Annotated in this window: 28 protein-coding genes and 1 pseudogene; 18 read left to right on the top strand and 11 right to left on the bottom strand. The window is 71.9% G+C overall.

Going from position 1 to position 26,727, the window contains the following annotated elements:
• Positions 1 to 31: 31 nt before the first annotated feature.
• Both GTY47_RS02720 and GTY47_RS02715 read right to left on the bottom strand, forming a co-directional pair.
• Positions 32 to 946: a helix-turn-helix transcriptional regulator gene (locus tag GTY47_RS02720; RefSeq protein ID WP_010038181.1), complete on the bottom strand. Its 915-nt coding sequence runs from the start codon at positions 944 to 946 to the stop codon at positions 32 to 34.
• Positions 947 to 1,068: 122 nt separating this feature from the next.
• Positions 1,069 to 1,299 carry a DUF397 domain-containing protein gene (locus GTY47_RS02715; protein ID WP_029181057.1) on the bottom strand — a complete coding sequence of 77 codons (231 nt, stop codon included), beginning with the start codon at positions 1,297 to 1,299 and terminating at the stop codon, positions 1,069 to 1,071.
• Positions 1,300 to 1,612: 313 nt separating this feature from the next.
• Here GTY47_RS02715 and GTY47_RS02710 point away from each other — a divergent pair, with 313 nt between their 5' ends.
• The 6 genes from GTY47_RS02710 to GTY47_RS02685 all read left to right on the top strand — a co-directional run bounded on the left by GTY47_RS02710 (position 1,613) and on the right by GTY47_RS02685 (position 8,728).
• Positions 1,613 to 2,071: an ATP-binding protein gene (locus tag GTY47_RS02710; protein WP_237556394.1), complete on the top strand. Its 459-nt coding sequence runs from the start codon at positions 1,613 to 1,615 to the stop codon at positions 2,069 to 2,071.
• 28 nt (positions 2,072 to 2,099) lie between these two features.
• Positions 2,100 to 2,645, top strand: a complete 546-nt coding sequence (locus tag GTY47_RS02705; RefSeq protein ID WP_010038169.1) for a hypothetical protein — start codon at positions 2,100 to 2,102, stop codon at positions 2,643 to 2,645.
• A gap of 105 nt (positions 2,646 to 2,750) precedes the next feature.
• Positions 2,751 to 5,489, top strand: coding sequence for a SpoIIE family protein phosphatase/ATP-binding protein (locus tag GTY47_RS02700; protein ID WP_102514934.1), 2,739 nt, complete (start codon positions 2,751 to 2,753; stop codon positions 5,487 to 5,489).
• A gap of 128 nt (positions 5,490 to 5,617) precedes the next feature.
• Complete coding sequence (locus GTY47_RS02695) at positions 5,618 to 6,982, top strand: FAD-dependent oxidoreductase (RefSeq protein ID WP_010038166.1); 1,365 nt, start codon at positions 5,618 to 5,620, stop codon at positions 6,980 to 6,982.
• A 142-nt stretch (positions 6,983 to 7,124) separates the two neighbouring features.
• Entirely contained in the window at positions 7,125 to 7,619 is a 495-nt protein-coding gene (locus GTY47_RS02690; RefSeq protein WP_010038163.1) for a lamin tail domain-containing protein, read from the top strand.
• Between the two features lie 98 nt (positions 7,620 to 7,717).
• Positions 7,718 to 8,728 carry an alpha/beta hydrolase gene (locus tag GTY47_RS02685; protein WP_010038161.1) on the top strand — a complete coding sequence of 337 codons (1,011 nt, stop codon included), beginning with the start codon at positions 7,718 to 7,720 and terminating at the stop codon, positions 8,726 to 8,728.
• 36 nt (positions 8,729 to 8,764) lie between these two features.
• Here GTY47_RS02685 and GTY47_RS02680 read toward each other — a convergent pair whose 3' ends face one another.
• From GTY47_RS02680 to GTY47_RS02665, 4 genes are all read right to left on the bottom strand, one after another.
• Positions 8,765 to 9,139, bottom strand: coding sequence for a hypothetical protein (locus tag GTY47_RS02680; RefSeq protein ID WP_010038159.1), 375 nt, complete (start codon positions 9,137 to 9,139; stop codon positions 8,765 to 8,767).
• A gap of 70 nt (positions 9,140 to 9,209) precedes the next feature.
• Entirely contained in the window at positions 9,210 to 9,731 is a 522-nt protein-coding gene (locus tag GTY47_RS02675) for a roadblock/LC7 domain-containing protein (RefSeq protein WP_010038158.1), read from the bottom strand.
• Positions 9,732 to 9,769: 38 nt separating this feature from the next.
• Positions 9,770 to 10,591 carry a hypothetical protein gene (locus tag GTY47_RS02670; RefSeq protein ID WP_010038155.1) on the bottom strand — a complete coding sequence of 274 codons (822 nt, stop codon included), beginning with the start codon at positions 10,589 to 10,591 and terminating at the stop codon, positions 9,770 to 9,772.
• Entirely contained in the window at positions 10,588 to 10,992 is a 405-nt protein-coding gene (locus GTY47_RS02665) for a hypothetical protein (RefSeq protein ID WP_010038154.1), read from the bottom strand. The genes GTY47_RS02670 and GTY47_RS02665 overlap by 4 nt, the downstream gene beginning before the upstream one ends.
• 248 nt (positions 10,993 to 11,240) lie before the next feature.
• On the opposite strand from GTY47_RS02665, the pseudogene GTY47_RS41795 reads away from it, so the two are divergent.
• The 7 genes and pseudogenes from GTY47_RS41795 to GTY47_RS02630 all read left to right on the top strand — a co-directional run.
• Positions 11,241 to 11,405: pseudogene (locus GTY47_RS41795) on the top strand (TetR/AcrR family transcriptional regulator); the annotation flags it as partial.
• 68 nt (positions 11,406 to 11,473) lie between these two features.
• Entirely contained in the window at positions 11,474 to 11,665 is a 192-nt protein-coding gene (locus GTY47_RS02655; protein WP_010038151.1) for a helix-turn-helix transcriptional regulator, read from the top strand.
• An 82-nt stretch (positions 11,666 to 11,747) separates the two neighbouring features.
• Positions 11,748 to 13,025, top strand: a complete 1,278-nt coding sequence (locus GTY47_RS02650; RefSeq protein ID WP_010038149.1) for an aminotransferase class I/II-fold pyridoxal phosphate-dependent enzyme — start codon at positions 11,748 to 11,750, stop codon at positions 13,023 to 13,025.
• A gap of 489 nt (positions 13,026 to 13,514) precedes the next feature.
• Positions 13,515 to 14,672, top strand: coding sequence for a hypothetical protein (locus tag GTY47_RS02645; RefSeq protein WP_102514933.1), 1,158 nt, complete (start codon positions 13,515 to 13,517; stop codon positions 14,670 to 14,672).
• 106 nt (positions 14,673 to 14,778) lie between these two features.
• A complete protein-coding gene (locus GTY47_RS02640) occupies positions 14,779 to 15,309 on the top strand; it encodes a 2Fe-2S iron-sulfur cluster-binding protein (protein ID WP_010038147.1) in 531 nt (176 codons plus the stop codon).
• Positions 15,306 to 16,310 (top strand): xanthine dehydrogenase family protein subunit M, encoded by a 1,005-nt coding sequence (locus GTY47_RS02635; protein WP_010038146.1) that lies wholly within the window; start codon positions 15,306 to 15,308, stop codon positions 16,308 to 16,310. The genes GTY47_RS02640 and GTY47_RS02635 overlap by 4 nt, the downstream gene beginning before the upstream one ends.
• The gene (locus tag GTY47_RS02630) at positions 16,307 to 18,463 is read left to right on the top strand and encodes a xanthine dehydrogenase family protein molybdopterin-binding subunit (protein WP_010038144.1); all 2,157 of its coding nucleotides are present in this window, start codon (positions 16,307 to 16,309) and stop codon (positions 18,461 to 18,463) included. Before GTY47_RS02635 ends, GTY47_RS02630 begins: the two co-directional genes overlap by 4 nt.
• Positions 18,464 to 18,466: 3 nt before the next feature.
• Here GTY47_RS02630 and GTY47_RS02625 read toward each other — a convergent pair whose 3' ends face one another.
• A complete protein-coding gene (locus GTY47_RS02625; protein ID WP_010038142.1) occupies positions 18,467 to 20,236 on the bottom strand; it encodes a hypothetical protein in 1,770 nt (589 codons plus the stop codon).
• A 258-nt stretch (positions 20,237 to 20,494) separates the two neighbouring features.
• Between GTY47_RS02625 and GTY47_RS02620 the strand changes: the two genes are divergently transcribed.
• From GTY47_RS02620 to tgmB, 3 genes are all read left to right on the top strand, one after another.
• Positions 20,495 to 20,803, top strand: a complete 309-nt coding sequence (locus GTY47_RS02620; RefSeq protein WP_010038139.1) for a YkvA family protein — start codon at positions 20,495 to 20,497, stop codon at positions 20,801 to 20,803.
• Positions 20,804 to 20,934: 131 nt separating this feature from the next.
• Entirely contained in the window at positions 20,935 to 21,126 is a 192-nt protein-coding gene (gene tgmA / locus GTY47_RS02615; RefSeq protein ID WP_010038137.1) for a putative ATP-grasp-modified RiPP, read from the top strand.
• Positions 21,127 to 21,142: 16 nt separating this feature from the next.
• Positions 21,143 to 22,126, top strand: coding sequence for an ATP-grasp ribosomal peptide maturase (gene tgmB, locus GTY47_RS02610; RefSeq protein ID WP_010038135.1), 984 nt, complete (start codon positions 21,143 to 21,145; stop codon positions 22,124 to 22,126).
• A 31-nt stretch (positions 22,127 to 22,157) separates the two neighbouring features.
• On the opposite strand, the gene GTY47_RS02605 is transcribed toward tgmB, so the two are convergent.
• Positions 22,158 to 22,361: a hypothetical protein gene (locus GTY47_RS02605; RefSeq protein ID WP_010038131.1), complete on the bottom strand. Its 204-nt coding sequence runs from the start codon at positions 22,359 to 22,361 to the stop codon at positions 22,158 to 22,160.
• Positions 22,362 to 23,229: 868 nt separating this feature from the next.
• On the opposite strand from GTY47_RS02605, the gene GTY47_RS02600 reads away from it, so the two are divergent.
• The gene (locus tag GTY47_RS02600) at positions 23,230 to 23,424 is read left to right on the top strand and encodes a hypothetical protein (protein ID WP_010038129.1); all 195 of its coding nucleotides are present in this window, start codon (positions 23,230 to 23,232) and stop codon (positions 23,422 to 23,424) included.
• A gap of 222 nt (positions 23,425 to 23,646) precedes the next feature.
• Here the strand turns inward: GTY47_RS02600 and GTY47_RS02595 are convergent, their stop codons facing one another.
• Entirely contained in the window at positions 23,647 to 24,120 is a 474-nt protein-coding gene (locus tag GTY47_RS02595) for a membrane protein (RefSeq protein WP_010038126.1), read from the bottom strand.
• A 188-nt stretch (positions 24,121 to 24,308) separates the two neighbouring features.
• Between GTY47_RS02595 and GTY47_RS02590 the strand changes: the two genes are divergently transcribed.
• Positions 24,309 to 25,397 (top strand): helix-turn-helix domain-containing protein, encoded by a 1,089-nt coding sequence (locus tag GTY47_RS02590; RefSeq protein ID WP_202457742.1) that lies wholly within the window; start codon positions 24,309 to 24,311, stop codon positions 25,395 to 25,397.
• On the opposite strand, the gene GTY47_RS02585 is transcribed toward GTY47_RS02590, so the two are convergent.
• Both GTY47_RS02585 and GTY47_RS02580 read right to left on the bottom strand, forming a co-directional pair.
• Complete coding sequence (locus GTY47_RS02585) at positions 25,333 to 25,584, bottom strand: DUF5133 domain-containing protein (protein WP_010038122.1); 252 nt, start codon at positions 25,582 to 25,584, stop codon at positions 25,333 to 25,335. The genes GTY47_RS02590 and GTY47_RS02585 overlap by 65 nt on opposite strands.
• Before the next feature lie 234 nt (positions 25,585 to 25,818).
• On the bottom strand, positions 25,819 to 26,676 hold the full coding sequence (locus GTY47_RS02580) for an aldo/keto reductase (protein WP_010038121.1): 858 nt from the start codon (positions 26,674 to 26,676) through the stop codon (positions 25,819 to 25,821).
• Between the last annotated feature and the right edge of the window lie 51 nt (positions 26,677 to 26,727).

Genomic DNA, 26,727 nt, shown 5'->3' with positions numbered 1-26,727 from the left:
CGACCCGCGTCCCGCGCGAGGCACTCGCGCGTCACGGGTAGCGCTGCTCCATCGTCGTGCGCAGCAGTTCCAGGGAGTCACGGGGCTTGAGCGCCTCGTCCGCGAGGCGGTCCAGCGCGATCCGGTACTCCTCCGTCTCGTCGCGGTCCTCGAGGAAGTTCGCGCTCTTGATGTGCTCCAGGTAGACCACGTCGGGGAGGTCGAGGCCGCCGAAGCGCAGGTACGTGACCGGGATGGCCGGCGCTGAGGCGTTGGTGACGTTCAGCGGGACGATCTGCAGTGTCACGTTGGGTCGTTCGGCCATCTCGACGAGGTGCGCGAGCTGCTCCCGCATCACCTCTGTGCTGCCCAGGACGCGCAGCAGCACGGACTCGTCGATGACCGCCCACAGCTGCGGTGCCTCCGGCCGGAACAGCAACCGTGCCCGGTGTTTGCGGAGTTCGACGCGCCGCTCCACCTCACCGGCCGGTGCGTTCGGCAGGCCCCGCTCCACCACGGCCCTGGTGTAGGCGGGCGTCTGCAACAGGCCGGGCACGTACTGGATCTCGAAGGTACGGATGGTGGCGGCGGCCTCCTGGAGTCCGACCAGCCGGTCGAACCACTCGGGCATCAGCCGCTTGTCGTACCGCTGCCACCAGCCCGGCTCTCCAGCACGCTGCAGCAGCTTGAGCAGCACCGAGGCCTCGTAGTCGTCGGTGCCGTACAGCCGCAGCAGCGCGCGGACGTCGTTCTCCGTCGGCGGGCGGCGGCCCTTGCCGGACTCGATGCGGGACAGCTTCGCGGCACTGAAGCCGACAGCGCGCGCCGCCTGGTCCTGGGCGAGCCCGGCGTCCTCACGGAAGCCTGCCAGCTGCACACCGACCAGCATCTTCAGCAGAGTCGGCGCCGGCTCGGGCCTGTCCAGGTAGGGTTCCAGACGGGAGATGCGATGCGACGCGGCGGACATCCTGACTCCCAGCAGACCGGCACAAGGGCGATTTACACTATCGCACTCTGCCGGGCGTGCTCGCATCCCTCGGAGCAGCCGCACAGAAGTGGCGAGTTGGGCTCCACTTCACCAGGCCGGCCTCACAGCAGGTGGTCGAACTCGCCGTCCTTCGCTCCGGCCAGGAAAGCCGCCACCTCCGCCGCGGTGTAGACGAGCGCGGGCCCATCGGGGTCACGGGAGTTGCGCATCGCGATCCCCCCGTCGACGAGAGCGGCGACCTCGACGCAGTTGCCCTCGGCGTTGCTGCGGCGGCTCTTGATCCAGCAGGCCTCCAACGAGCTTGCCTGCACTCCGTTCTGCACTGGTGGCACCGCGGTCTCCTTGCTGTTCTCGTTCACGTCCCGGCTTGCGTACCCAACACGGCTCGTTTTTCACGCAATTTCGCGTGCAATTGCACGCGGACGCCGTCAGCGTGGATAATAGCCGCGGCGTCAACCCCTTTGTCGGCGCCGCGTTCTGACCTCGCATCGGGGAGATGCCGTGTCATCAGCTGCGCACCACGTGCTCCGGCCGCCCAGCGGGGCTGCGGCACACGCAGGCGCACCCGCCACGAGCACCGGGTTCCCGCCCGGCCCGCGCACGGTGACGCCGTACGAGGCGGCGCCGTACGTGACCCCGCCCCCGATGCCGGAGACGATGCCGCAGCCCTCCGGTGCCCTGTCCGCCTCGGCCGCCCTGCGCGTCGAGTGCAGCAGGGAGGGGTTCGCGCGCGCCCGGTCCTTCACCCGCGACACCCTGCACCTCTGGTCGCTCGACCACCGCTGCGACGACACGACGCTGGTCATCACCGAGCTCGCCGCCAACGCCGCGACACACGCGGCGCCGGGGGCGGCGGGTACGACCGGTATGCCGGCCGCTGCGGAGATCCGGCTCGGATTCCTCCTGGACCCCACGCACCTGCTGGTCACCGTCTCCGACCCCGACGACCACCCGCCCGTGTACGCCCCCACCGGCTCCGCCCTGGAGGAGCACGGCAGGGGCCTGTGCATCGTCGACGCCCTGTCCGAGGAGTGGGGCTGGACCCCCTGCCCTCCGGCGGGCAAGACGGTCTGGGCCAGGTTGTCGACCTGTCCCCCCATCTGACACGACTGCCGCGGAAAGGCCCCTCGCCATGCGCAGCGCTTCGACGGAACACCCGAGCAGCGAGCGCCCACAGCGCCCCGACGCCCCGTCCGGGGTCGCCAGGACCACGCCGCTCACCGCCCTGGACGGCGTGCCCTGGGGTGACATCCAGGACTCCACCGGTTCGGCGGCGGCCATTCCCCTCCTGCTCAACGGCATCGCCTGGGGTGACGCCGAGACCGCCCGCTCCGCACTCGCCGACCTGCGCCGGCGGATCTGTCAGTTCGGCTTCGTCGTGGAACAGGCGACGGCCGCCACGGTTCCCTTCCTGTGGGAGCTGGCGAAGCTGCCGCAGGTGACCTGCCGCGCCCAGATCATCCAGCTGCTCAAGAGCATCGCCGACGCCCGGCAGTGGGAGAGCACCGCCGCCGTCTACCCGAAGCTGCTGAACCGCCGGGAGAACCCGGTGGTGTGGGAGCGTGCGGCGCGGCAGGCGGTGCGGGCCCGGCGCGGTGAGCTCGGCCGGCTGATGGCGGACGAGGACACGGAGATCGCCCGGGCCACGAGCGAGCTCGCCCGCTCCCTGAGCACCTGAGGCCGCGAGCCGTCCTGAGGCTGCGGGGTGACGAAACGGTGAGGCCCCCTGTCACCATGGGTGACGCCCCTCGCCTCGCGCGGCCGGGCAGTGTAGACATGGCACATGGTCCGACTCTTGGGTCGATCCGGGACTCGATCGCCCCTGCGGCCCGGCGCTGCGCCGTCTGCCCGACGGCAGCGGCGGGAGGCGGGCCCGTCGCGGTGGCAGCCGGTGGCGGGGCTGCGGTCGGTGCTGGGCGGACGCAGTGTCGCCGGACAGGTGTTCCTGCTCGTCGTGGTGATCGTGCTGCTGCTGGTGGTGGCGGCCGTGGTGGCGCTGGTCCTGCAAGTGCGGCACGACACGACCCAGGAGGCGCGCAACCGTTCGCTCGCCGTCGCGGAGACCTTCGCCAACGCGCCGGGCACGGTCGAGGCGCTGGAGAGCCCCGACCCCACGGCGGTGCTCCAGCCGCGTGCCGAGGCCGCCCGTGAGCAGTCGAAGGTCGACTTCATCGTCGTCATGAACACCGACGGGATCCGCTACACCCATCCCAAGCCGGACCGCATCGGGAAGAAGTTCGTGGGGACGATCGCGCCGGCGCTGGCCGGGGAGTCGTTCACCGAGGAGATCGAGGGCACCATCGGTCCGCTGGTCCAGGCCGTGGTGCCGGTGAAGAATCCGGACGGCCGGGTCGTGGGGCTGGTCTCGGCGGGCATCACGACGAAGAACGTCGGCGGTACCGCGGACCGTCAGCTGCCGCTCGTGCTGTCCGCCGCCGCGGCGGCGCTGGCCCTGGCGACGGCGGGTGCCGCGCTGGTGAGCCGGCGGCTGCTGCGCCAGACGCACGGGCTCGGGCCGCACGAGATGACCCGGATGTACGAGCACCACGACGCCGTGCTGCACGCCGTCCGCGAGGGCGTGCTCATCGTCGACGACGGGGGCACCCTGCTGCTCGCCAACGACGAGGCGCACCGGCTGCTCGGACTGCCCGCCGACGCCGAGGGACGGCACGTGCTCAGCCTGGGGCTCGACCCCGGCACCGCCGAGCTGCTGGCCTCCGGGCGCGTCGCCACGGACGAAGTGCATCTCGTCGGGGACCGGCTGCTCGCCGTGAACCAGCGCACCACGGACCGTGCGGGCGTCCCGCCCGGCAGCGTCGCCACGCTCCGCGACTCCACCGAGCTGCGTGCCCTGTCCGGCCGGGCCGAGGCCGCGCGGGAACGGCTCAACATGCTGTACGACGCCGGGGTGGGCATCGGGACGAGCCTGGACGTGACCCGTACGGCCGAGGAGCTTGCCGAGCTGGCGGTTCCCCGGTTCGCCGACTTCGCCACCGTGGACCTGTTCGACGCGGTGCTGGGCGGCGGGCAGCCGGACGCGGCGGCCGCGCTCAGCCGGGTGGCGCTCAGCGGGGTCCGCAAGGACGCCCCGCTCTACCCCGTCGGCGAGCGGATCAGGTTCGTCGAGTCCTCCCCGCAGGGCCGCAGCCTCGACACCGGCCGGCCCGTCCTGGAACCCCGGCTGAGCGAGGCCCCCGGCTGGCAGGCGCAGGACCTCGAGCGCTCCGCGCAGATCGTGGAGTACGGCATCCACTCCCTGATCACCGTGCCGCTGCGGGCCGGTTCCCTGGTGCTCGGCGTGGTCAGCTTCTGGCGCTTCGAGAAGCCGGAGCCCTTCGACACGGACGAGCTGGCCCTGGCGGAGGAGCTGGTCGCGCGGGCCGCCGTCTCCATCGACAACGCGCGCCGCTACACCCGCGAGCACAGCATGGCGGTGACGCTCCAGCGCAGCCTGCTCCCCCGGAACCTGCCCGAACAGGACGCCCTGGAGATCGCCTACCGTTATCTGCCCGCGCAGGCCGGGGTGGGCGGCGACTGGTTCGACGTGCTGCCGTTGTCGGGGGCCCGCGTCGCGCTCGTGGTCGGGGACGTCGTCGGCCACGGGCTGCACGCCGCGGCCACCATGGGACGGCTGCGCACCGCGGTGCACAACTTCTCCGCCCTCGACCTCCCGCCCGACGAACTCATCGCCCTGCTGGACGAGCTGGTCGGCCGCATCGACCAGGACGAGACGGAGGAGGAGGGCAGCGCCCCCGTCACCGGCGCGACCTGTCTGTACGCCGTGTACGACCCGGTCTCCCGGCGCTGTACCGTCGCACGGGCCGGGCATCCCCCGCCGGCGCTGATTCATCCCGACGGCAGTGTCGAGTTCCCCGACGTGCCCGCCGGCCCCCCGCTCGGGCTCGGCGGCCTGCCCTTCGAGACGGCGGAGCTGGAGCTGGCGGAGGGCAGTCGGCTCGTCCTCTACACCGACGGGCTGGTCGAGGACCGGGAGCGGGACATCGACGTCGGGCTGGACATGCTGCGCGAGGCGCTGGGCCGGTCCGGCCGGTCACCGGAGGACACCTGCCGGACCGTCCTGGACTCGCAGCTCACGGCTCGCTCCAGCGACGACATCGCGCTGATCGTCGCGCGCACCCGGGCCCTCGCCGCCGACCAGGTCGCCGAGTGGCCGGTGCCGGCCGATCCGGCGGCCGTGGGCGAGGTACGGGCGGCGGTCACCCGGCAGCTGGCCCGGTGGGGACTGGACGAGCTGACGTTCACCACGGAGCTGATCCTGAGCGAGCTGGTCACCAACGCGCTCCGGTACGGGGGCGGCCCCATCCACGTCCGGGTGCTGCGCGACCGCAACCTGATCTGCGAAGTGTCCGACAGCAGCAGCACGTCGCCGCGTCTGCGGTACGCGACGATGACGGACGAGGGCGGGCGAGGGCTGTTCCTGGTCGCGCAGCTCGCCGAGCGCTGGGGGACGCGCTATCTGCCCGCCGGGAAGGTGATCTGGGCGGAGCAGCCGCTGCCATAAGCAGCCACGAGGGGTGCTCATAAGGTCGCCTTATGAGCTCATAGACCGGACCCGCGTACCAACTTAGGCATGCCTCAGTTTAGGCTTCACGGCGAGATCGCTTGTCGCCGCTCGAAGGGAACCTGACCATGCCCCGCCCCCTGCGGGTAGCCATCGTCGGATCCGGCCCCGCCGGGATCTACGCCGCCGACGCCCTGCTCAAGTCCGAGGTGGCCGCCGAACCCGGCGTGTCCATCGACATCTTCGAGCGCATGCCGGCGCCGTTCGGACTGATCCGGTACGGCGTCGCCCCCGACCACCCGCGGATCAAGGGCATCATCACCGCCCTGCACCAGGTCCTCGACAAGCCGCAGATCCGGCTCTTCGGCAACGTGGACTACGGCACCGACATCAGCCTGGACGACCTGCGGGCGTTCTACGACGGCGTGATCTTCGCCACCGGCGCGATGGCCGACCGGGCGCTGTCCCTCCCGGGCATCGACCTCGACGGCTCGTACGGTGCAGCGGACTTCGTGTCCTGGTACGACGGCCACCCGGACGTGCCGCGCACCTGGCCGCTGGAGGCGGAGAAGGTCGCCGTGCTCGGCGTCGGCAACGTCGCGCTCGACATCGCACGCGTCCTGGCCAAGACGGCGGACGAGCTGCTCCCGACGGAGATCCCGCCGAACGTCTACGAGGGACTCAAGGGCAACCGGGCCAAGGAGATCCACGTGTTCGGCCGCCGCGGCCCGGCCCAGGCGAAGTTCAGCCCGATGGAGTTGCGGGAGCTGGACCACTCCCCCAACATCGAGGTCATCGTCGACCCCGAGGACATCGACTACGACGAGGGCTCGATCGCGACCCGGCGCGGCAACAAGCAGGCAGACATGGTCGCCAAGACCCTGGAGAACTGGGCCATCCGCGACGTCGGCGACCGGCCCCACAAGCTCTTCCTGCACTTCTTCGAGTCGCCGGTGGAGATCCTGGGCGAGGACGGCAAGGTCGTCGGGCTGCGCACCGAGCGCACGGAACTCGACGGCACCGGCAACGTCAAGGGCGTCGGCACGTTCAAGACCTGGGACGTCGGCGCGGTCTACCGCGCCGTCGGCTACCTGTCCGACAAACTCCCCAAGCTGCCCTGGGACCTCGACTCCGGCACCGTCCCCGACGAGGGCGGCCGGGTCATGCAGGAGACCGGCGAGCACCTTCAGTCCACGTACGTCACCGGCTGGATCCGGCGCGGCCCCGTCGGCCTCATCGGCCACACCAAGGGCGACGCGAACGAGACGGTGGCGAACCTGCTGGACGACTACGCGAACGGCCGGCTGCACACGCCCGCCTCCCCCGCCCTCGAGGCCGTGGACGCGTTCCTCGCCGAGCGGAACGTCCGCTTCACCACCTGGGACGGCTGGTACAAGCTGGACGCCGCGGAGAAGGCGCTGGGCGCGCCCGAGGGTCGCGAGCGCGTGAAGATCGTCGAGCGTGAGGACATGCTGCGGGCCAGCGGCGCCTGACGTCTCCACACCCCGTGGGCGGGTCCGGTGGCAATGCCACCGGACCCGCCCTTATGCGTGCTTGAACCGTGTACGATCCGGATGCTTCACCGAACCATCACATCGCCTTCACCAGAGGGCCATGCAAGGGGGACGAACGTCCATGCGTATACGCCTTGTCGCCACCACGGCTGTCGCCGCCGGGGCCCTGACCGCCCTGACGGCGGTTCCGGCCCAGGCCGCCGAGTACAACTCCGCGCTGAAGATCCGCGGGATCCAGTACGACGCTCCCGGGAGGGACTCCAACCGCTGCTCGGGCGGGAACACCGACGAGGAGTACCTGACCATCAAGAACTACTCGCGGTCGACGACGGTGAACCTCAAGGGGTACGTCGTGAAGGACGCCGCGGGGAACAGGTTCACCTTCACCGCGAGCCACACGCTTCAGCCGGGTGACTACGTGAAGCTGCGCGGCGGCAACGGGGCCGACTCCGACGCCAAGAACGTCGTGTACCGCGACAACTGCAACTTCATGTGGAACAACGACAAGGACACGATCTACGTGTACAAGCCGTCCGGCAGCCGCGCCGACGTGCACTCGTACACCAAGAGCGGCTCCGACAAGGACGGCAACGGGTACATCACGTTCCACGGCTGAGCCTTTTGCCGAACCGGCAACAGGCGTCGTGTGCGTCGCGGCGGGCGCTGCATGATCGATGGACCGAGCGCCCCTTTCTTCGGAACGCGGGAGGATCCATGCCGCAGACGTCCGCCGTCGACCCCACACATCGCCTGGTCCCTTCACCGGCCGGCCGCCTTCACCTCGTCGAGCAGGGTGACGGGCCGCTGGTCCTGCTCCTGCACGGATTCCCCGAGTCCTGGTACGCCTGGCGCCACCAGCTGCCCGCCCTGGCCGCCGCGGGCTACCGCGCGGTGGCCGTCGACGTGCGCGGCTACGGGCGCTCGTCCCGGCCCGCGGAGGTGGACGCGTACCGGATGCTCGAACTGGTGGCCGACAACGTCGCCGTCGTGGAGGCGCTGGGCGAGCGGTCCGCGGTGCTCGTCGGGCACGACTGGGGGGCGACCATCGCCGCGACGTCGGCGCTGGTCCGGCCGGACGTGTTCCGCGCGGTCGCGCTGCTGAGCGTCCCTTACACGCCGCCCGGCGGGCCCAGGCCCAGCGAGGTCTTCGCGCGGATGGGCGGCGAGGAGGAGTTCTACGTCTCGTACTTCCAGGAACCCGGCCGGGCCGAGGCGGAGATCGAGCCCGACGTGCGCGGCTGGCTCGCGGGCTTCTACGCGGCCCTGTCCGCGGACACGATGCCCGGATCCGACCCGCATTTCGTGGCGCGCGGAGGCCGGTTGCGCGACCGCTTCCCCGTGGACCGGCTGCCGCACTGGCTGAGCGAGGCCGATCTCGACGTCCTCGCCGGGGAGTTCGAACGCACGGGCATGACCGGCGCCCTGAACCGCTACCGGAACATGGACCGGGACTGGCAGGACCTGGCGGACTTCGCCGGCGCCCCCGTCACACAGCCGTCGCTGTTCATCGGCGGCGGCCTGGACGCGTCCACGACCTGGCTGGCCGACGCCATCGAGGCGTACCCGGCCACGCTGCCCGGACTGACGGCTTCCCACATCCTCGACGGCTGCGGCCACTTCCTCCAGCAGGAGCGTCCCGCCGAGATTAACCGGCTGCTGATCGAGTGGCTCCGGAACGTCTGCGGGCAGGTGTACCCCTCGAACGCGGGGCCCTCCGCGACGTGATCCGTGACGGAGGGCTCCCGTTCGGGGTTGCGGGGTTCAGACCTCCAGGTCCGTTTCTATCCGGCGGAGCTGGTGGCGGGCCATCGCCAGGTTCGCGCGGCTCGCGTCGAGCACGAGGTACAGGAACAGTCCGCTGCCGCCGCGCCCCTTGAGCAGGCGGATGAGGTGGTACTGGGAGTTCAAGGTGATCAGGATGTCCTCGATCTCCTCCTTCAGGCCCAGGAGTTCCATGGTGCGCAGCTTGGCCCGTACGACATCGGTGTTGCCGGCGGCGGCGACTTCCAGGTTGAAGTCCTTGCTGCCACCGAGGGTGCCGAGCGCCATGCCGCTGGTGTAGTCGACGAGTGCCACGGCCGTCGCCCCGTCGATGGAGCTCAGGCATTCCTTCAGTGCGGTCTCCGTGTTGGCCATGCGGGCGGTTCCTTTCGTTCGGTGTTGCTCAGTGGGTCGGATGGTTCGTGGTTCTGGTGGTTCGGGTGGCTCAGCTGCCGGTCTGCGGGCGCGGCTGATGGGTGGGCCGCTGCGGGGTGCGTACCGGGAGGGTGCCGATGGGGCGGGCCGTGGCGGGGGGTGCCGCCGCGAGGTGTTCGGCTGGCGCGGGCCGGTCGGCGTGGCGGCCGGTGCCCGGGCCGACGTGCGTGGCCACCAGGTCCGCGATCCGGGCGCCGCCACGCCGGCCCTCCAGGTGGAGGCGGCCGACGTTGACGCGGTCCTCGGCGAGGAGCGTGAGGACGGCGGTCGCACCGGCCGCGTAGGTGGCGACGTAGCCTCCGGAGCCGCGCACCAGTAGTTCACGGAAGTCGCCGCGGGCCGCGGCGTCGGTCATGCGGTGGGCGACGCCGAGGGCGGCGGCGGTGAGCGCCGCGAGTCCCTCCGGTTCGGCGTCCGGGACGTCGTGGGCGAGGACGAGTCCGTCGACGGTGGCCGCGAGCGAACCGGTCAGGCGGGGGACTCGGGTGCGGAGCCGACGCAGTTCGTCGAGGACGTCGGTCTCGACGGCCATGAGCAGTCTCCTTTCGGCACGCTGTCGTCGCGCGCGGATCACAGTGCCTCCAAGGCGTGCAGGAGCCGTCGCAGCAGTGCGGTGTCGGGCTCGTCCGGTGCCGTGGGACGAGGGGCGGGGCCCGGCTCGGCGGACACGGGGGCGGGGGCGGGGGCGGGGGCAGAAGCTGGAGCAGGGGCGGGGACTTTGGGAACGACCAGCCCGGCGGCGGCCAAGCGGCGGAGTTCGACGAGGGTGTGGAAGGTGCGGCAGGCGAGGGCGGTGGCGATCTGGGCGGCCGTGCGGACACCGTCGACCTGGGCGAGGGTGCGGCTGCGGCGGGCAGGCAGGTCCGCCGGGCCGGTGCCGGGCACGCGGGCGAGCGGGGCGAGGTCGATCGCGGGTTCGGGCCATATGCGGTGCAGCAGTTCGCGGCGGCGTCTCGACTCGCGCAGGACGGTGTCCACCGGCACGGCACGGACCGCGCCCAGCCAGTGCGCGGCTCCGGGGCGGAAGCGGAGTGCCGGTCCGTCGTGGGCGAGGACGAAGTACGCCGCGTCGAAGAGGGCGCCCAGGTGGCACAGTTCGAGCGCGCCGGCGGCCAGGTGGCCGCTGTCCACCAGCTGACGGCCGACGCGACAACGGCGGCCCGCCTGGTCGATGGCCTCCCACCAGCCGTCCGGGGCGAGCGCGCCGCTGTGTGTGAGCAGATCGCCGATGTCGGCGGTGAGGGCGGATTCGACATGGACGACGTGTCCCGCGGCCAGGTAGACGATCCCCGCCTCGGTGGACAGGGCGCCGCTCGCGCCCTGTACGGCGAGGGTGCCGAGCAGGGCCGAGACCGGCTCGTCCGTGCGGGAGGTCCGGGACGGCGTGATCATCCGAGCACCAGTCTGTCCGCCATCTCGGCCAGCCGGATGCGGGCCAGGGCGAGGTTGCCGTCGCCGCGGTCGAGCCATAAGTGCAGGAACACGGTGCTGTCGAAGGTCGTGGTGACGAACCTGAGCAGGTGGTACGAGTCGCTGTTCGTGATGATCAGGTCCTGTACGGGTGGTTCCTTGCCGGACGCTCCGCCCGCGTCACCGCCGGCCGGGGCGAGCACGCCGCTCTCCGTGGCGAGGCGGGCGAGTTCGGCGGTCTCGGCGGCCGCCGCCTCCAGGTCACCGCCCGGAGCGTCACCCACCGCGCCGAGGGCGAGACCGCTGATCCAGTCGACCACCGCCGCCCCTCGCGCGCCGGGCAGCCGCATGGCCTCCAGCAGACTCTCGTCGATTCCGGGCACGCCGAATCCCCCCTCCCCTGCACGGCCGTTCCCGCGAACGTGAGCACGACACTACGGAACGTGCTCGGCCCAGGTGAAGGCTTTGGCATTTTCCAAGTGAATGTGCAGCGGAGCAGACAAGGTTGCATACGGGACCGATCCGAAGCGAGCAGGACCTGTCCTACGTGCGGGATGCGCAACCCGAGCTCGCGCGCGGCCGCCAGGAGAAGAACCGCCAGGGCCGCCGGATCAAGGCGGCCATCGACTCCATGGCGAGAGAAGGGCGCGCGGCCGGAAGCACGCGTGGCATCGCCGCCGAGCTGGAAGTGGCCCAGGCCACGGTGCACCACACCTTCGGCACCCAGGGTCTGATCGCGCAGGTCGAGCGAGCCGCACCGGTCGGCGCGGGGTTCGAGGGGACCGCGATCGCCGTGAAGCTCCCACTGCCGCCCAGCGCGCTGATCAGGTGCTGCGCAGCTCCGAGGAAATCAAGACGGCGATCGTGAAACTGCTCTCCCAGGGCTACGACGACAAGGTCGTCGCCAAGCGTCTGGGCATCTCCCTGCGCACCTTCCAGCCCCACCTCGCCGACATCATGCGCCGTATCGGGGCACGTAACCGGCTCCACGCGGGTTACCTGCTACGCGATCTCGACATCTCCCACGAGAAGGCCGTCGAGCAGCAAGAACGGTGAGCCGACCGGTTGTCGCTTGTTAGCGTCGGGCCGGGCGGCGGCACCACGGCGCCGCCCGACACCGCGTTGACCCAAGGACACCATGACAACCATTGCTCACCGTGACGCCGACGCCCTCGCCTTAGGCCTGGACGAGGCGCGTCGTGACTACGCCGACCTCAAGGACCGCGGTCTGCGGCTGGATCTGACGCGGGGCAAGCCCTCGCCCGAGCAGCTCGACCTGTCCGCTGAACTGCTCACGTTGCCCGACGGGCGCTACACGGCACTGGACGGCACCGACTGCCGCAACTACGGCGCCCCGAGCGACGGGCTGCGGGAGCTGCGGGACATCTTCGCGCCCGTCCTCCAAGTCCCCGTCGACCAGCTGCTGGCAGTCGGCAACTCGAGCCTCGAGCTCATGCACGACTGCATCGTGCACGCCCTCCTCGGCGACGTACCCGGGGCCGAAGGCCGCTGGGCCGACCAGCGGGTGGCGTTTCTGTGCCCGGTGCCCGGCTACGACCGGCACTTCGCCCTGTGCGCACGCTTCGGCATCGACATGATCCCCGTCCCGATGACCGACGGCGGACCGGACATGGCCGTCGTCGAGGACCTCGTGCGCTCCGACGCGCGGATCAAGGGCATCTGGTGCGTGCCCAAGTACAGCAACCCCGACGGCACCTGCTACAGCGACGAGACCGTGCGCCGGCTGTCCGCCATGGAGACGGCCGCACCGGACTTCAGGATCTTCTGGGACAACGCGTACGCGGTGCACCACCTCGACGGCGAAACGGAGGTCGGTGACATCCTCGCCGCGTGCCGCGAGGCCGGCCACCCGGACCGGGCGTTCGTGTTCGGCTCCACCTCGAAGATCACGATGGCCGGGGCGGGGGTCGCGTTCTTCGGCTCTTCACCCGCGAACGTCGCCTGGTGGCGTGCCAACTCGGGGAAGCGGACGATCGGCCCGGACAAGGTCAACCAACTCCGTCACGCGCTCTTCCTCAAGGACAACGACGGGCTGCGTGCTCATATGCGCCGTCACCGCGCGATCCTGGCGCCGAAGTTCGCGACCGTCGAGCGCGTCTTCAGCGAGCAGCTCGGCGACACCGGGCTCGCCACCTGGACGCGGCCGAAGGGCGGCTACTTCGTCGCGCTCAGGGTTCTCGACGGCTGTGCCCGTGAGGTGGTCCGCCTGGCCGCCGAGGCCGGCATCGCCGTCACCCCGGCCGGGGCCACACACCCCCACGGCGACGATCCGGACGACCGTGTGATCCGCATCGGCCCCACCTACCCGGCTCTCGAGGAGCTGGAGCAGATCGCCTACGGCATCACCGTGTGCGTGCGGCTCGCCGGCTACGAGAGGCTGACCGCCCAGCACTGATCATCGATCGGCATTCGACACCGAGCACGACAAGGCCGGGGCTGCCCCCGGCCTTGTTGCATTTGCGTTAACGGCGGTAACCCATCCGTCTCCATTGCCCGTTTCGCTGCATGGCGGGGTTGCGTCAGGCGCACCTGCGAAGATCGGCGGCCGCGACAAAGCGTCTTTCCGTTGGATGGACAGGATCGTGACGCCCCGGAGAAGCCTGACGGCAGGCGAACAGGACCCGCCCCGATGCGGATGGTGGGCGGGCCCTGCTCGTGCGGACCATTGTCGGGACCGGACACCGGTGGGGCCATGAGTGTGATCCGCCGGTTCGCGCGCGGCGCGCACACCCCGTGCGCGCCACGTGCCTCCGCGCACCCGGCGCTGCCCCCTGGCGCCGCCGGGCGCCGCCGGGCGCCGCCCCGTCTGTGACCCCGGGTTATGCCCGTCGGCCTGCGGCGACGATACTGGCAGGCGCACCTGCCCCCGTTCACAATTGGACCCATGCCGACCTCCCCCACCGTCCGCCCCATGACTCCCGCCACGGTGTGGCTGGCTCGCGGCCGCCATGCCGGAGGCGCCGCGGAAGACGTGCTCCGGCGCTCGCTCGAGCTGCGCAAGCGAAGTCGGGCCATCGACGACTTTCTCGAGTTGCCCCAGGCCGAAACCGAGGCCGGAACCGAAGCCGGGACCGGTGCCGGGACCGAGGCCGCCCCGGCCGAGCGAGCCTTCGAGGCCCGCTGGCGGGTGGAGGAGACGGTGACCGTGCGGGCCCGGATCGGCGTGACGCCCGGGCCGGACGGCGGGCAGGAGTGGATTCTGGTCGCCGAGGCCGAGCGGCCGTGGAACAACGACTGGCCGTCGCCGGCCGCGCTGTTCTGGCCGGAGGAGCCGGACGTCGCCTGGGACCGGGACGGCGCCGTGGAGCTGTCCCTGGGGAAGATCAACCCACTTCCCCAGGACGACAAGGACACGCGGCGCCTGTTCAGGAACGCGGTGCCCGGCGGGTGGCACATCCATGTGGTCGTCCACGAGGCGATGACCACGGACGAGCGGGGCCGGCTGCCGGTGGCACGGTGGCTGCCGGCGGGGCTGCGGCACCGTGTGGTGGAGCACCGGGCTGCCCCGCAGCAGCTGCGGGGGGTCAACTGGGCCCTGCGGGATGCGGGTGTGCAGGTGCCGCGCGGTGGTGCCGTGGTGCTGCCCGGCACCCCGGCGCCGGAGGGCTACGACGCCGAGGACTTCTCCGTCCGCGCGGTCTTCCTCGACGGCTCGGAGCCGGCCGGCCTCGTCGACGCGGTGACCAGGTACGCCGCGCTGCCGAGACCGCTGCCCGAGGGCGCCGAGGACGCCCTCACCGCGCTCCGGGAGGACTGGCACCTGCTGACCCTCCAGGAGGAGCTGGAGCGCCAGCGCGGTCTCGTGGCCATGTACGCCGAGGCACTCGAGGCCATGACGAAGTCACGTGACCTGTACCGGGAGGCGGCCGAACGCGCCCACGAGGCTCTGGCCGCCTACCAGGAGTCCGCCGCGGCCGCTCCGGTGCGTCAGCAGCCCTCCGACGCCTCCACGGCGTCTCCGCTGCACCAGCTCACGCGCACGTTCGAACGCCTCAAGAGCAGGTCCCAGCGTCCCGTGGCCCCGTCCCGGGACGAGCGCTAGCGGACATCCCCTGGGCTCTTCCGCACGGGGTGCACGTGTCAGTCGTGGTCTGGTGGATACGCGGTGCGTACGGCAGTACGGACCGTCCGGGAAGGTCCTCGACGACATGGGCAACGACCAGCACCACTCGGAGACGACGCTCCGCGTCAACGGCAAACCCCACACCCTCACCGTCGACCACCGGCGGGTCCTGCTGGACCTGCTGCGGGAGGATCTGGACCTCACGGGCGCCAAGAAGGGCTGCGACCACGGCCAGTGCGGCGCCTGCACGGTCCTGGTGGACGGGCGGCGCGTCAACAGCTGTCTGCTGTTCGCGGTCGCCCTGGACGGCTGTGAGATCACCACGATCGAGGGGCTGTCCGGCGACGGCGAGGAACCCCACCCCCTGCAACGGGCCTTCCTGGAGCGCGACGCCTTCCAGTGCGGCTACTGCACCCCGGGCCAGATCTGCTCCGCGGCCGGCATGCTCGCCGAGGCGGCGGCCGGCCATCCCTCGCACGTCACCGGCCCGCAGACGCCCTCGGGCGAGCCGGTGCCGCTGGACCGGGAGGAGATCAGGGAGCGGCTGAGCGGCAACCTGTGCCGGTGCGGTGCGTATCCGCGGATCGCCGAGGCCGTGGAGGACGTGATCCCGTGAAGGAGTTCGCCTACGTCCGCGCCCGGAGCGTCGAGGAGGCGACCTCCGCCTACGCCTCCCACGCCGGCGCCCGTTATCTCGGCGGCGGCACCAATCTCGTCGATCTGATGAAGCTCGGCGTCGAGCGGCCCGCCGCCCTCGTCGACGTCACCCGGCTGCCGCTGGACGCGGTGGAGGAGCTGCCGGACGGTGCACTGCGGATCGGGGCGCTGGTCCGCAACAGCGACCTCGCGGCCCACCCCCTCGTGCGCGACCGGTACCCGGCGCTGTCGCAGGCGGTGCTCGCGGGGGCGTCGGGGCAGCTGCGCAACGCGGCGACGACCGGCGGCAATCTGCTCCAGCGCACCCGGTGCCCGTACTTCCAGGACCTGTCGAAGCCGTGCAACAAGCGCGAGCCGGGCAGCGGCTGCGGCGCGCGGGAGGGCGTCCACCGTGATCACGCCGTGCTGGGCCACTCCGAGCACTGCATCGCCACGCATCCGTCGGACATGGCGGTGGCGCTGGCCGCTCTGGACGGGCGTGTCGAGCTGTACGGCCCCGAGGGCGCCCGGAGTGTCGCGGCGGCGGACTTCCACCGGCTGCCCGGGGACCGGCCGGAGCAGGACACCGAGATCCGGCCCGGCGAACTCGTCACCGGCGTGGTGCTGCCGGCCGCCACCGCAGGGCTGCCGTCGGCGTACCGCAAGGCCCGCGACCGGGCTTCGTACGCCTTCGCGCTCGCGTCCGTCGCGGCCGTGCTGCGGGTGTCGGACGGTGTGGTCGGCGACGTGGGGCTCGCGTTCGGGGCGCTGGCGCACCGGCCGTGGCGGGCCCGGCGGGCGGAGGAGGCGCTGCTGGGTGCGGCTCCGACCGCCGCCGCGTTCGAGCACGCCGTCGACCTGGAACTGTCCGCCGCGCAGCCGCTGCGCGACAACGCCTACAAGGTGCCGCTGGCCCGGGGGATCGCCCTGGACGTGCTGTCCCGGCTCGCGGACGCGGCGCTGACGAGGAGGGCTTCATGACCGGCAGCGTGGGAGCCCCTGCCGAGCGCCGGGAGGGCCTGGAGAAGGTCAGCGGCACCGCCCGCTACGCCGCCGAGTACCACTCCCCGGGCCGGGCCCAGGCGTGGCCCGTGCCGGCGGCTGTCGCCCGGGGCCGGGTGACCGGCGTCGACACGGCTGCCGCCCTGGCCGTGCCCGGTGTGCTCGCCGTCCTCACCCACGAGAACGCGCCGCGGCTCGTCGAGCCGGACGATCCCACGCTCGCCGTGTTCCAGGACCCCGGGGTTCCGCACCGCGGCTGGTTCGTGGCGCTGGTGGTGGCCGAGACCCTGGAGGCGGCGCGGGCCGGTGCCGCCGCGGTCCGCGTCGACTACGCCGTCGAGGATCACGATGTGACCCTCACCGCCTCGCACCCGGGTGTGTACGTCCCCGAGGAGGCCAACGCCGGTTATCCGGCCGTCCGCGAACAGGGCGATCCCGACGGGGCGTTCGGTTCGTCGGCCGCTCGGGTCGATGTCGCCTACTCTGTGCCGCCGTTGCACAACCACCCGATGGAGCCGCACGCCAGCACCGCCCGCTGGGACGACGACCGGCTCACCGTGCACACCTCCAGCCAGGGCTCCGGTGCCGTACGGGGCGTGCTCGCCGGGCTGTTCGGCATTCCCGAGGAGCGGATCGTCGTCACCGCCGAGCACGTCGGCGGCGGCTTCGGCTCCAAGGGCACACCACGGCCCGACGTGGTTCTCGCCGTGATGGCGGCACGGCAGACCGGGCGGGCGGTCACCGTGGCGCTGCCCCGCCGGTACCTGCCCGCCGTCGTGGGGCATCGTGCTCCCACCCTGCACCGGCTGCGGCTCGGCGCCGACGCGGACGGGCGCCTCACCTCCCTCGTGCACGAGGTCACGACGCACACCTCCCGGATCAAGGAGTTCGTGGAGCAGGCGGCGGTGCCGGCGCGGGTGATGTACGCGGCCCCCCACAGTCGTACGGAGCACCGGGTCGCGGCGCTGGACGTGCCCTCGCCGTCATGGATGCGGGCACCGGGCGAGGCTCCGGGCATGTACGCACTGGAGTCCGCGATGGACGAGCTGGCCGCCGAGCTGGGCATGGACCCGGTCGAACTGCGTGTCCGCAACGAGCCGGACGTCGAACCCGACAGCGGCAAGCCATTCAGCAGCAGGCACCTGGTGGAGTGTCTGCGCGAGGGCGCCCGCCGCTTCGGGTGGGCCGGGCGCGATCCCCGGCCGGCCGCCCGCCGGGAAGGGCCCCTGCTCCTGGGGACGGGGGTGGCGGCGGCGACGTATCCCGTCATGGTGTGGCCCGCCACGGCGACGGCCCGCGCGCTGCCCGACGGGACGTTCCTGGTGCGGGTCAACGCCACGGACATCGGTACGGGGGCCCGGACCGTGCTCGCGCAGATCGGCGCCGACGCCCTCGGCGTGCCGCTGGAGCGGGTGCGGATCGAGGTCGGCAGCACCGAACTCCCGTCGGCGCCGCTGGCCGGCGGCTCGTCCGGCACCGCCTCCTGCGGCTGGGCGGTCCACGAGGCCTGTGCCCGGCTGGTACGGCGGCTGGCCGAGCACCCGGGGCCGCTGCCCGAGCAGGGCCTCGACGCACGAGCCGACACCCGGGGGTCGGCGGACGCCGAGAGCGAGTGGGCGCGGCACGCCTTCGGGGCGCATTTCGCCGAGGTCGCCGTGGACACGGTCACCGGGGAGGTCAGGGTCGGCCGGCTGCTGGGGGTGTACGCCGCGGGGCGCATCCTCAACCCCCGTACCGCACGCTCCCAGTTCGTCGGCGGCATGACGATGGGCCTGGGCATGGCACTGACCGAGGGCAGCACGATGGACGCCGCGTTCGGTGACTTCACGGAGTCGGACCTGGCGTCGTACCACGTGCCGGTGCACGCCGACGTCGCCGAGATCGAGGCGCACTGGCTGGACGAGGAGGATCCCCATCTGAACCCCATGGGCAGCAAGGGGATCGGGGAGATCGGCATCGTCGGGACGGCCGCGGCGATCGGCAACGCGGTCCACCACGCCACCGGCGTGCGCTTCCGAGAACTCCCGCTGACACCCGACCGGGTACTGGCCGGGCTGCTCGGCCGCCGGGCGGCGAACGACGCCCGGACCGGCTCCGCGGTGGGCGGATCCGGTCCGGTGCGGGGTGTGTAGGCGTCACTCCGCCATCTGGCGTGCCTCGGGCGCCGACGCGGGCGCCCACTGTCTGCCCGCGAGAGGCGCCACCATACGGAAGGCCAGCGCGACGAGGGCCAGCAGTGCCGCGCACACGGCGGCCGCGGCGGCGAGCCACGGCGGGGCGAGTGCGAGGTCCACGGCCCGGGGCAGGGACGCCGAGGGGAAGGGACTCCGGTAGGCCTGGGCCGCAGCCAGCACCGTCGGCACAACCACCGCCCCGGCCAGCACCACCGCGACGGGGCGCAGCGCCAGCAGCACGGCGAGAACCGTGCACAGCACCGACAGGCCGAGGGCGAGCGCGTGCAGGTGCAGGGACGCTCCGCCGCGTTGCAGCGGGAAGTGGGCCACCGCGCACAGGGCCAGCGCCAGGGCGGCGAGCCAGCCCGACCACGACACGGTCCGGTCGAGCCGGTCCGTCGCGCGGGCGCGGTCCGCAGGCGGGGCGTCGCGCGTCGGGCGGGTCTCACGGGCCGAAGCGGGGCGTGCCACACGGCGCTTGCCCGGCCGGCCGGACTTCTCGGGCTCCCCGGTCACGTCGCCGGTACGTGAAGTCCCGGCCGGCAGGCGGCCGTTGCGGTCCAGACGCTCCAGGCCCAGGCGGTCGATCAGCTCGACCAGCTCCCCGACGGACCGGCGGGTGGCGGCTGCCCGGAGTGCCTCCTCGCGGACGTGGGGCATCTGCGGCTCCTTGTGCAGGAGGGTCACCAGCCGGGTCACCTCCTCCACCGGGCGGTTCGCGGCGGCGGCCCGGATGGCCTCGTCCGCGCAGTCGGCGTCGCGCGGGGGCTTCGTCAGCAGGGCGATCAGCCGGGAGACGTCCTCCACGGGCCGGGCCACTGCGGCCGTGCGCAGCGCGTCGACCCTCGCCTCCGCGTGGTCGGGCGACTCCTCCAGCGAGGTGATGAGGGCGACGACCTCCTCCAGGGGCCGGTCCGCCACGGCGGCGTGCACCAGGTCGCTGACGGCGTCGCCGTACGGTACGGCGGCGCCCTGCGCGGTGCCGGGCCGGAGCTCCACCGGGTTGTCGTCGAGGGAGCGGATGACGAACGGCCGTGTGCTCGGCTGGTCCGTCTCGTCCCGTGTGCTCGGCTGGTCCGTCTCGTCCTGGCCGGGCGCGGCGGGCTGAGGGGGGTCGCCCGGTTCGGGCCCGGGAGACTGCACGGCCTCGTCCCGTCCGGAGGTGGCGGGCCGTGCGGGCACCGCCGGTGCCTGGTCCGTCCGGTCCGGGGCGGGAGCGACAGGCCGTGCCTCACCGGGATCCGGCCAATCCTGTGCGGGCGGGGCCGGGCGCGACTCCGCGGGGTCCATCCAGTCCTGGCCCGGCGCGGTGGACGGCTCGACCACCGGGTTCGAACCGGAGGGAGCGGACAGGGTGCTCGCGTCGTCCGGGGCGGGGGTGGCGAACCAGTCGGTCGCCGTCCGCGAGCCGGGGGCGGCGGGCCGGGGCGCCGGGTCCGCCTGGTCCGAGCCGGGGGCGGCACCGCGCACGGGCGCCTCGCCCGACTGGCCCGGGCCAGGGGCGGCAGCCGGCGCGGGTGCCTGGTCCGACTGGTCCGGTCCGGGCGCGGCGGGCCGGGCGAGACTCATGTCCGCCTCGTCCAGGACCGGCGCGGCGGGCTGTGTGCTCGTCTGCTCCACCTGGTACGTGCCGGTGGCGACGGTGGTCTCGGCGGACGGCTGGGCGACCCCGTTCGGCTCTTCGGGTATGGCAGGTTCGTTCGAGCGGGGTGATGAAGAGCAGGTGGTCATAGTCGCCTCCATGGGGAAGAGTGCGGCCGCTCCTGCGCCCCCCGTCGTGTGACGAGCGACGTTACGCTGCCATTACTAGGCGCCCCCGTCACACCGTGCCACTCAGGTGAGCCACCGGGATGACCACCCGCACCCGCGGCGGCATGGAAAATGCGCCGACACGCCGACATGTCGGGTCCCGGCCGCAATACAGCCGCCGGAAACGGGAATCCAGGAAGAGACACCCCGTGTCGCGGCACGCCAGGAGGAGGGCAGCCCGTGGATGCCACAACGGTGATCACCCTGGCCGCGGTTCTCGCGGCCATCGTCCTCGTCTTCGCCGTCGGCATCCTCGTGCGACTGGTCAGGACCCGGCGCGAACTGCGCCGCGCGGGACTGCCCACAGGTCCGCGCTGGGTCTTCTGGGGCGCGGTTCTCTATTTCGTACTGCCCGCCGACGTGCTGCCCGATCCGGTGTACCTGGACGACATCGGCGTACTGCTGCTCGCTCTGCGCACCGTCCGCGGCTCCCTCGGCGAACGGGAGCGCACGTCGGCACCCCGGCCGGACCGCCAACCGGCCCGATGACTACGGAAAGTAAGGAAACCAACCACCCGTTCGATTCGTATAAGTCTCTGGGAGCCGAAACGAGTCGGCGGACCGGGTGGCCGCGCCCCTGGATCCGGCTCGATCGGCGCAACACCGACGAGGGAGAGACGATGCAACCGTTCGCGCTCAACTACGCGCGCCCGGCAGTGGAGTTGGAAGCTGCCATTCCGTACGTGTACGACGCCGGACTCCAGTTGAACGTGCTCCACGACGGCCGGGTGGCCGCCTCCGACTTCGCCCTGTTGAGGGAGGTCGGCACCACGACGTCCACCGCCGGCTCCAAGACCCATTTCGACGACTGACCGCGGGCCGCCGAAGATGACGGTACTGATCCTCACCTGTGAGGAGGACGTGACCGCGGACATGGTGGTCGTGCACCTGAACGCGGCCGGGACTCCGGTGGTCCGCGTCGACCCCGCCGATCTGACCGGCGGTGTCGCGCTGTCCGGGGAGTACGTCCACGGCAGTTTCCGCGGCCACCTGTCCGCCGGGGGGCGGCTGGTGAGCATCGGCGGACTGCGGTCGGTCTGGGTGCGTCGGCCGGGCACTCCGGCCGGGCGGGCGACCCAGCCGTCCGCGTGGCTGACCGAGGAGGCCGCCCAGGCGCTCTACGGCATGCTGCGGGGCTCGGACGCGCGCTGGATGAACCACCCCGACGCGGCCCGCCGGGCCCGGCACAAGCCCTGGCAGCTGCGTCTGGCCCAGCGGTGCGGCCTGCCCGTGCCGGCGACGCTGATCACGACGTTCCCGCGTGCCGCCCGCGAGTTCTCGGAGCGCTACCCGGACCTGGTGGTCAAACCGGTGTCGGGCGCGCATCCGCAGGACCCGCCCCGCGCCGTGCCGACCAGCCGGGTCGCGCCGGACACGGACTTCTCCGCCGTCGCGTTCGGGCCGACGCTGTTTCAGCGGCGGATCGCCAAACGGGCCGACATCCGTCTCACCGTGGTGGGCGACCGGATGCTGGCGGCCCGCAAGGTGGCCGCCGCGGACGCGGACCCCGACGAGGTCGACGTGCGGTTCGCCGCGCCCGGCGAACCGTGGCGGCCCACCGACGTGCCGTCCCGCATCGCGCCGGGCGTCCGGGCCTATCTGCGCGAGGCCGAACTGGCGTACGGTGCCTTCGACTTCGTCGAGGACGCCGACGGGACCTGGTGGTTCCTGGAGTGCAATCAGTCGGGGCAGTTCGGGTTCGTCGAGGTGGAGACGGGCCAGCCGATCGCCCGCAGCATCGCCGAGTGGCTGGCCCGCCCGGTCCCCGAGGAGCCGTCGCACGTCAACGGCGCGAAACGGACGGCCTGTTGAGCGCCAGGGCCGGCCGTCCACCGGTCCTGTTTCACTGCGTCCGCGGCCCGGGCAGCATGGCCGTACGCTGCCACCCGGTGCCCGGTGAGTGCGGGCGGTCGTAGCCGTGGGACTGCGCGGGCCGCATGACCAGCTCCAGTTCCCTGCTCACGCGTTCGGCCTCACGGCGAACCTGTGCGGGGACATCGCCGCACTCCGCGATGAGTCGGTCGTAGATGGGGGAATCCTGGAACACCCGTCAACGCGCCTTTCTGCTCGTCGGCCCCGTGCGGGGGCGAGAGAGCCGAGTGTAGGCGGACAGGTGTCCCGGAGTGTGAATTCCCCGGGTGGACTTGACGCAGACCGGACATCCGTGACATGCGGGCAGCCGGGGCTCAGGCTCCTGTCGTGGAGCTCCCGGACAGCGCCGACGGGTCATCCGGCTGCACGCCAAAGCCTCGAAGCGCTCTGGGAGGCGCCATTGCTGGACGCGGACGCGAATGACGCAGACGCCGTGACCGCCCGGAGCCTGCGGCTCACCCGCCGGACAGGCCGACAGAGCCCTGGCATGTGCGTGCGGCCCTGGTGTATCGGCCGATCGCTTGATGAGGTCGAAACTCAACTCCGCATCCAGATGAGCAGAGCTGCAGTGGTTGGGGTGCTGAAGAAGACGTAGCCGCGCTTGTCGGAGCAAGTGGGTGGGCCCGCACGATGGGCCGGTGAGAGCTGGGCCGGACACCTCGCAGCCCGAGGCCGAATAGCGGGCTACTCGTGCGACTGCTCCGGAGCACTTCAGCGGAACGGGTAGCGGCCAGGCGTCCGCTGACCATGCGCTGGGGCATCGCGGTGACTCACCCGCCTGCGCACCTGGTTGCCGGCCGCCGCCTGCACCAACGCGGACTTCTGGACGCGGCGTACCGCCCTGATCACCGACCAGGCTCTGGCCGCGCTCTCCAGCGGCGCGTGATGGCACTCGTCGAGCATCGGAAGGGTGACCGACATGCTGCCGGCGTTGCATGCAGGGGGAGTTGACGGCGCGCGTAAGGTGGAGAGGCAACGCATCAACGCCTACCCCGGGCTGTGATCCGGGCGGGCCGGACGGGGGGAAGAAAGGTGCGTGCCCGATGACGATCGGGCTCCTCTCCACGATTGCCGCCGCGTTTTACGGTGGCACGGTCTCGATCCTCGCTCTTACTGCGACCTTTGCTCGGCGCCGCACGCTGCGGCACGAAGCGCGCAGAACCCTTGTTGTTCTGGTGCCGAGCAGGGCTGTGGAGTCGCAGCAGGTGGACGGCACGGCAGCGGGCCCAAGCAGCTAATCAGTACCGTGCCCACAAGGCGTCGGGGTGAGCAGACTGCGGCTGAGAGGGGGCGTCCGCCCAGCGGATGCCCCCTTTCGCTGCGGATACAGGCGCGTTTCTCGCATTGAGGACCCCTACGAGTCCGGCTATGTGCTGGCCGCGCGGCATCAGCTGACCGGCCAGGTGCGCTTGGCCGCCCAGGTGCCGAAGCGTTGCCAGCCCATCTCCGGAAGCCGGGGCTCAGGCTCCTGTCGTGGAGCCCGGCCGGACGATCATCAGGACGGTGACCGTCGCCCACAGGAGGTTGAAGATGCCCGTGAACATGGCGAGTTGAACGGTGTTCCGGTGCTCGACGGCCTGTTCGCCGTTCAGTTGGCCGAGGACCTCCTCCTGGCGGGGCAGGACGAAGGCGACCAGGATGCCCGCGGCGGCGGCGGTCAGCGCGATGGACGTGACGAGCCATCCGCTGCCCAGGACGCCCATCGCGGCACCGGTGGCGAACCCGAAGAGCGGGACGGTCAGTCCGATGCCGGCGTAGACGCGGCAGATGCGGTGCAGCAGCGCGAGCGTGCTCACCGCCGACGGGTCGGGGGCGTCGCCGCCCGCGGGGACGGCGCGGCGCGCCGCGGGCGGGAACATGCTGGCCGCGACGGTCACGGGACCGATGGCGACGATGGCGGCCAGCACGTGCAGGGACAGAAGGATCTTGGTCACCGGGACTCTTTCCATGATGCGATCGACCGTGCCGGGCCCACGTTAGGGAGCCCGGACGTGATCGCCCATGGGCTGAAACGACAGCTTCCGACGGATTCCCGCCAACTCCTGTGACCTGCCCTCTTGTGCCGCGGGCCGGCACACCGGCGGTTCACGCGTCTGGCGGGAATGCGCCTAGGGTGGCGGTCATGCACTCCGTGGCGATCCTGGTTCTCGACCGAGTGGTGCCGTTCGACATGGCGGCGCCCCAGCAGACGTTCGCCTGGACCCGGATGCCGGACGGGCGGCCGGCCTACCGGGTCCGGTTGTGTGCCGAGACGCCGGAGGTGCGGGCGGACGGCGGTTTCACCCTGCGCGTCGACCGGGGTCTGGAGGCGCTGGCGGAGGCCGACACCATCATCGTGCCGGGCTGTTCCCCCGACGCCCCGCCACCTTCCGCCCGGGTGCTGGCGGCGCTGCGGCAGGCCGCCGGGGCCGGCACCCGGATCGCGTCCGTGTGCGTGGGTGCCTTCGTGCTGGCGGAGGCAGGGCTGCTGGACGGGCTGCGCGCGACCACGCACTGGGTGGCCGCGGGTGAGCTGGCCCGCCGTTTCCCGCGGGTCGAGGTGGAACCGGACGTGCTGTACGTCGACAACGGGCAGATCCTCACCTCGGCCGGAGCGGCAGCCGCGCTGGACCTGTGCCTGCACATGATCCGGCGGGATCTGGGGTCGGCCGTCGCGGCGAACATCGCCAGGATGTCGGTCATGCCGCTGGAACGGGAGGGCGGACAGGCCCAGTTCATCGTGCACGAGCACCCTCCGGTGCCCCGGGGGTCGGCGCTGGAGCCGTTGCTGGAGTGGATCGAGGACAACCTCGCGCACGAGGTGACGCTGAGCGCGCTGGCGGAGCGGGCCGGGATGAGCGAGCGGACCTTCAGCCGCCGCTTCCGCGAGCAGACCGGCACGACGCCGTTGCAGTGGCTGCTGCGGGCGCGGGTGCGGCGCGCCCAGTACCTGCTGGAGAACACCGACCACTCCGTGGAACGGATCGCGCGGCAGGCGGGGTTCGGCTCCCCGACGGCGTTCCGGGAGCGGTTCCGCAAGGTGGTGGGCACGACCCCGTACGCGTATCGCACGGCGTTCCACGGGAAGGCGAACGCCCCGGCGGCCCGTTCACAGGCCGCCGGGGCGGTACCCGGTGGTTCCGGGACTGACCAGATGTCAGGAGATGTCAGCCGACCAGCGTCAGACCGCTCTCTCCGTCCGCGTCCGCTTCCTCGGACCGCTCCTTGGTGAGCAGCAGGGTGTCGGCCTTGGCGATGGCGTCGGTGATGTCGGACGTTCCCATCATCACGCACAGCGTGTAGCTGACGTCCTCAAGCCGGCGTGCCGCCGTCGGCACGTGCCTCTCCGCCTGAGCGATCCTCAGCGACGCGTACTGCGTCAGCAACTCCCTGACGACCTTCCGGTCCGGTACGAGCACGTAGCGCCCCTCTCTCTGTTTTCGCTGCGTATGCCCGAACCACGCGGAAACATTCACACGTTTTTCTCACCAGGGACGGATTTGACGAAAAACTGATCGTCTCTGACGGGCCGTCAGGCAAGCTGACCGCTGTGCAGGGCCGTGTACACCAGGGGTGGGCGTGGTGACCTCACCGGTGTCCGCAGCACGAGACCCGGGAGCCGCCCGTGGCCGCTCCCGGGTCTCGTTGTCCGCTCAGGCGGCGTCCAGCTCCGCCAGTTCCTCCGGCATCAGGGTGAGGTCGGTGGCGGCGAGCGAGTCGCGGATGGTCTCGGGGCGGCTGGCGCCCGGGATGGGGACGACCACGGGCGACTTGGCGAGCATCCACGCCAGGCACACCCGCTGCGGGCTCACGCCGCGTGCCTCCGCGATACGGGCGAACGCGGCGTGACCCGAGCCGAGTTCGCCGGCCCTCGCGATGCCGCCGAGGGGGCTCCAGGGCAGGAAGGCGATGCCGAGATCATCGCACAGGTCCAGCTCCGGCTCGCTGGAGCGGAAGGCCGGGGAGAACTGGTTCTGCACGGAGACCAGACGGCCGCCGAGGATCTCGCCGGCCAGCCGGATCTGCTCGGGGTTCGCGTTGGAGATGCCGGCCATGCGGATCTTGCCCTCGTCCAGCAGGTCCCGGATCGCGCCGACGGACTCGGCATAGGGGACGCGCGGATCGGGGCGGTGGAACTGGTAGAGCCCGATGGCCTCGACGCCGAGCCGGCGCAGGGACGCCTCGCAGGCCTCCTTGAGGTGGCGGGGGCTGCCGTCCAGCGTCCAGCTGCCGTCACCGGGGCGCAGATGACCTCCCTTGGTGGCGACCAGGACGTCGCCGCCGCGGTCGTGGGAGGCGAGGGCCTTGGCTATCAGGGTCTCGTTGTGACCGACCTCGTCGGCGTCCCGGTGGTAGGCGTCCGCGGTGTCGATCAGGGTCACCCCGGCGTCGAGCGCGGCGTGGATGGTGGCGAGGGAGCGTTCCTCGTCGGGTCGTCCCTCGATGGACATGGGCATCGCGCCCAGGCCGATCGCGCTGACGTCGACATCACCGATGCGGCGGGTGTGCATGTGCTCGTGACCTCTTCCGGCTGTCGTCCCGGCTGTCGGGCGATGGTGCAC

It is taken from the genome of Streptomyces sp. SID5464 (genome assembly GCF_009862985.1).
Lineage (GTDB): Bacteria > Actinomycetota > Actinomycetes > Streptomycetales > Streptomycetaceae > Streptomyces > Streptomyces chartreusis_D.
Note: the sequence above shows the minus strand (reverse complement) of the source record. Positions and strands in the feature narration are given on the sequence as shown.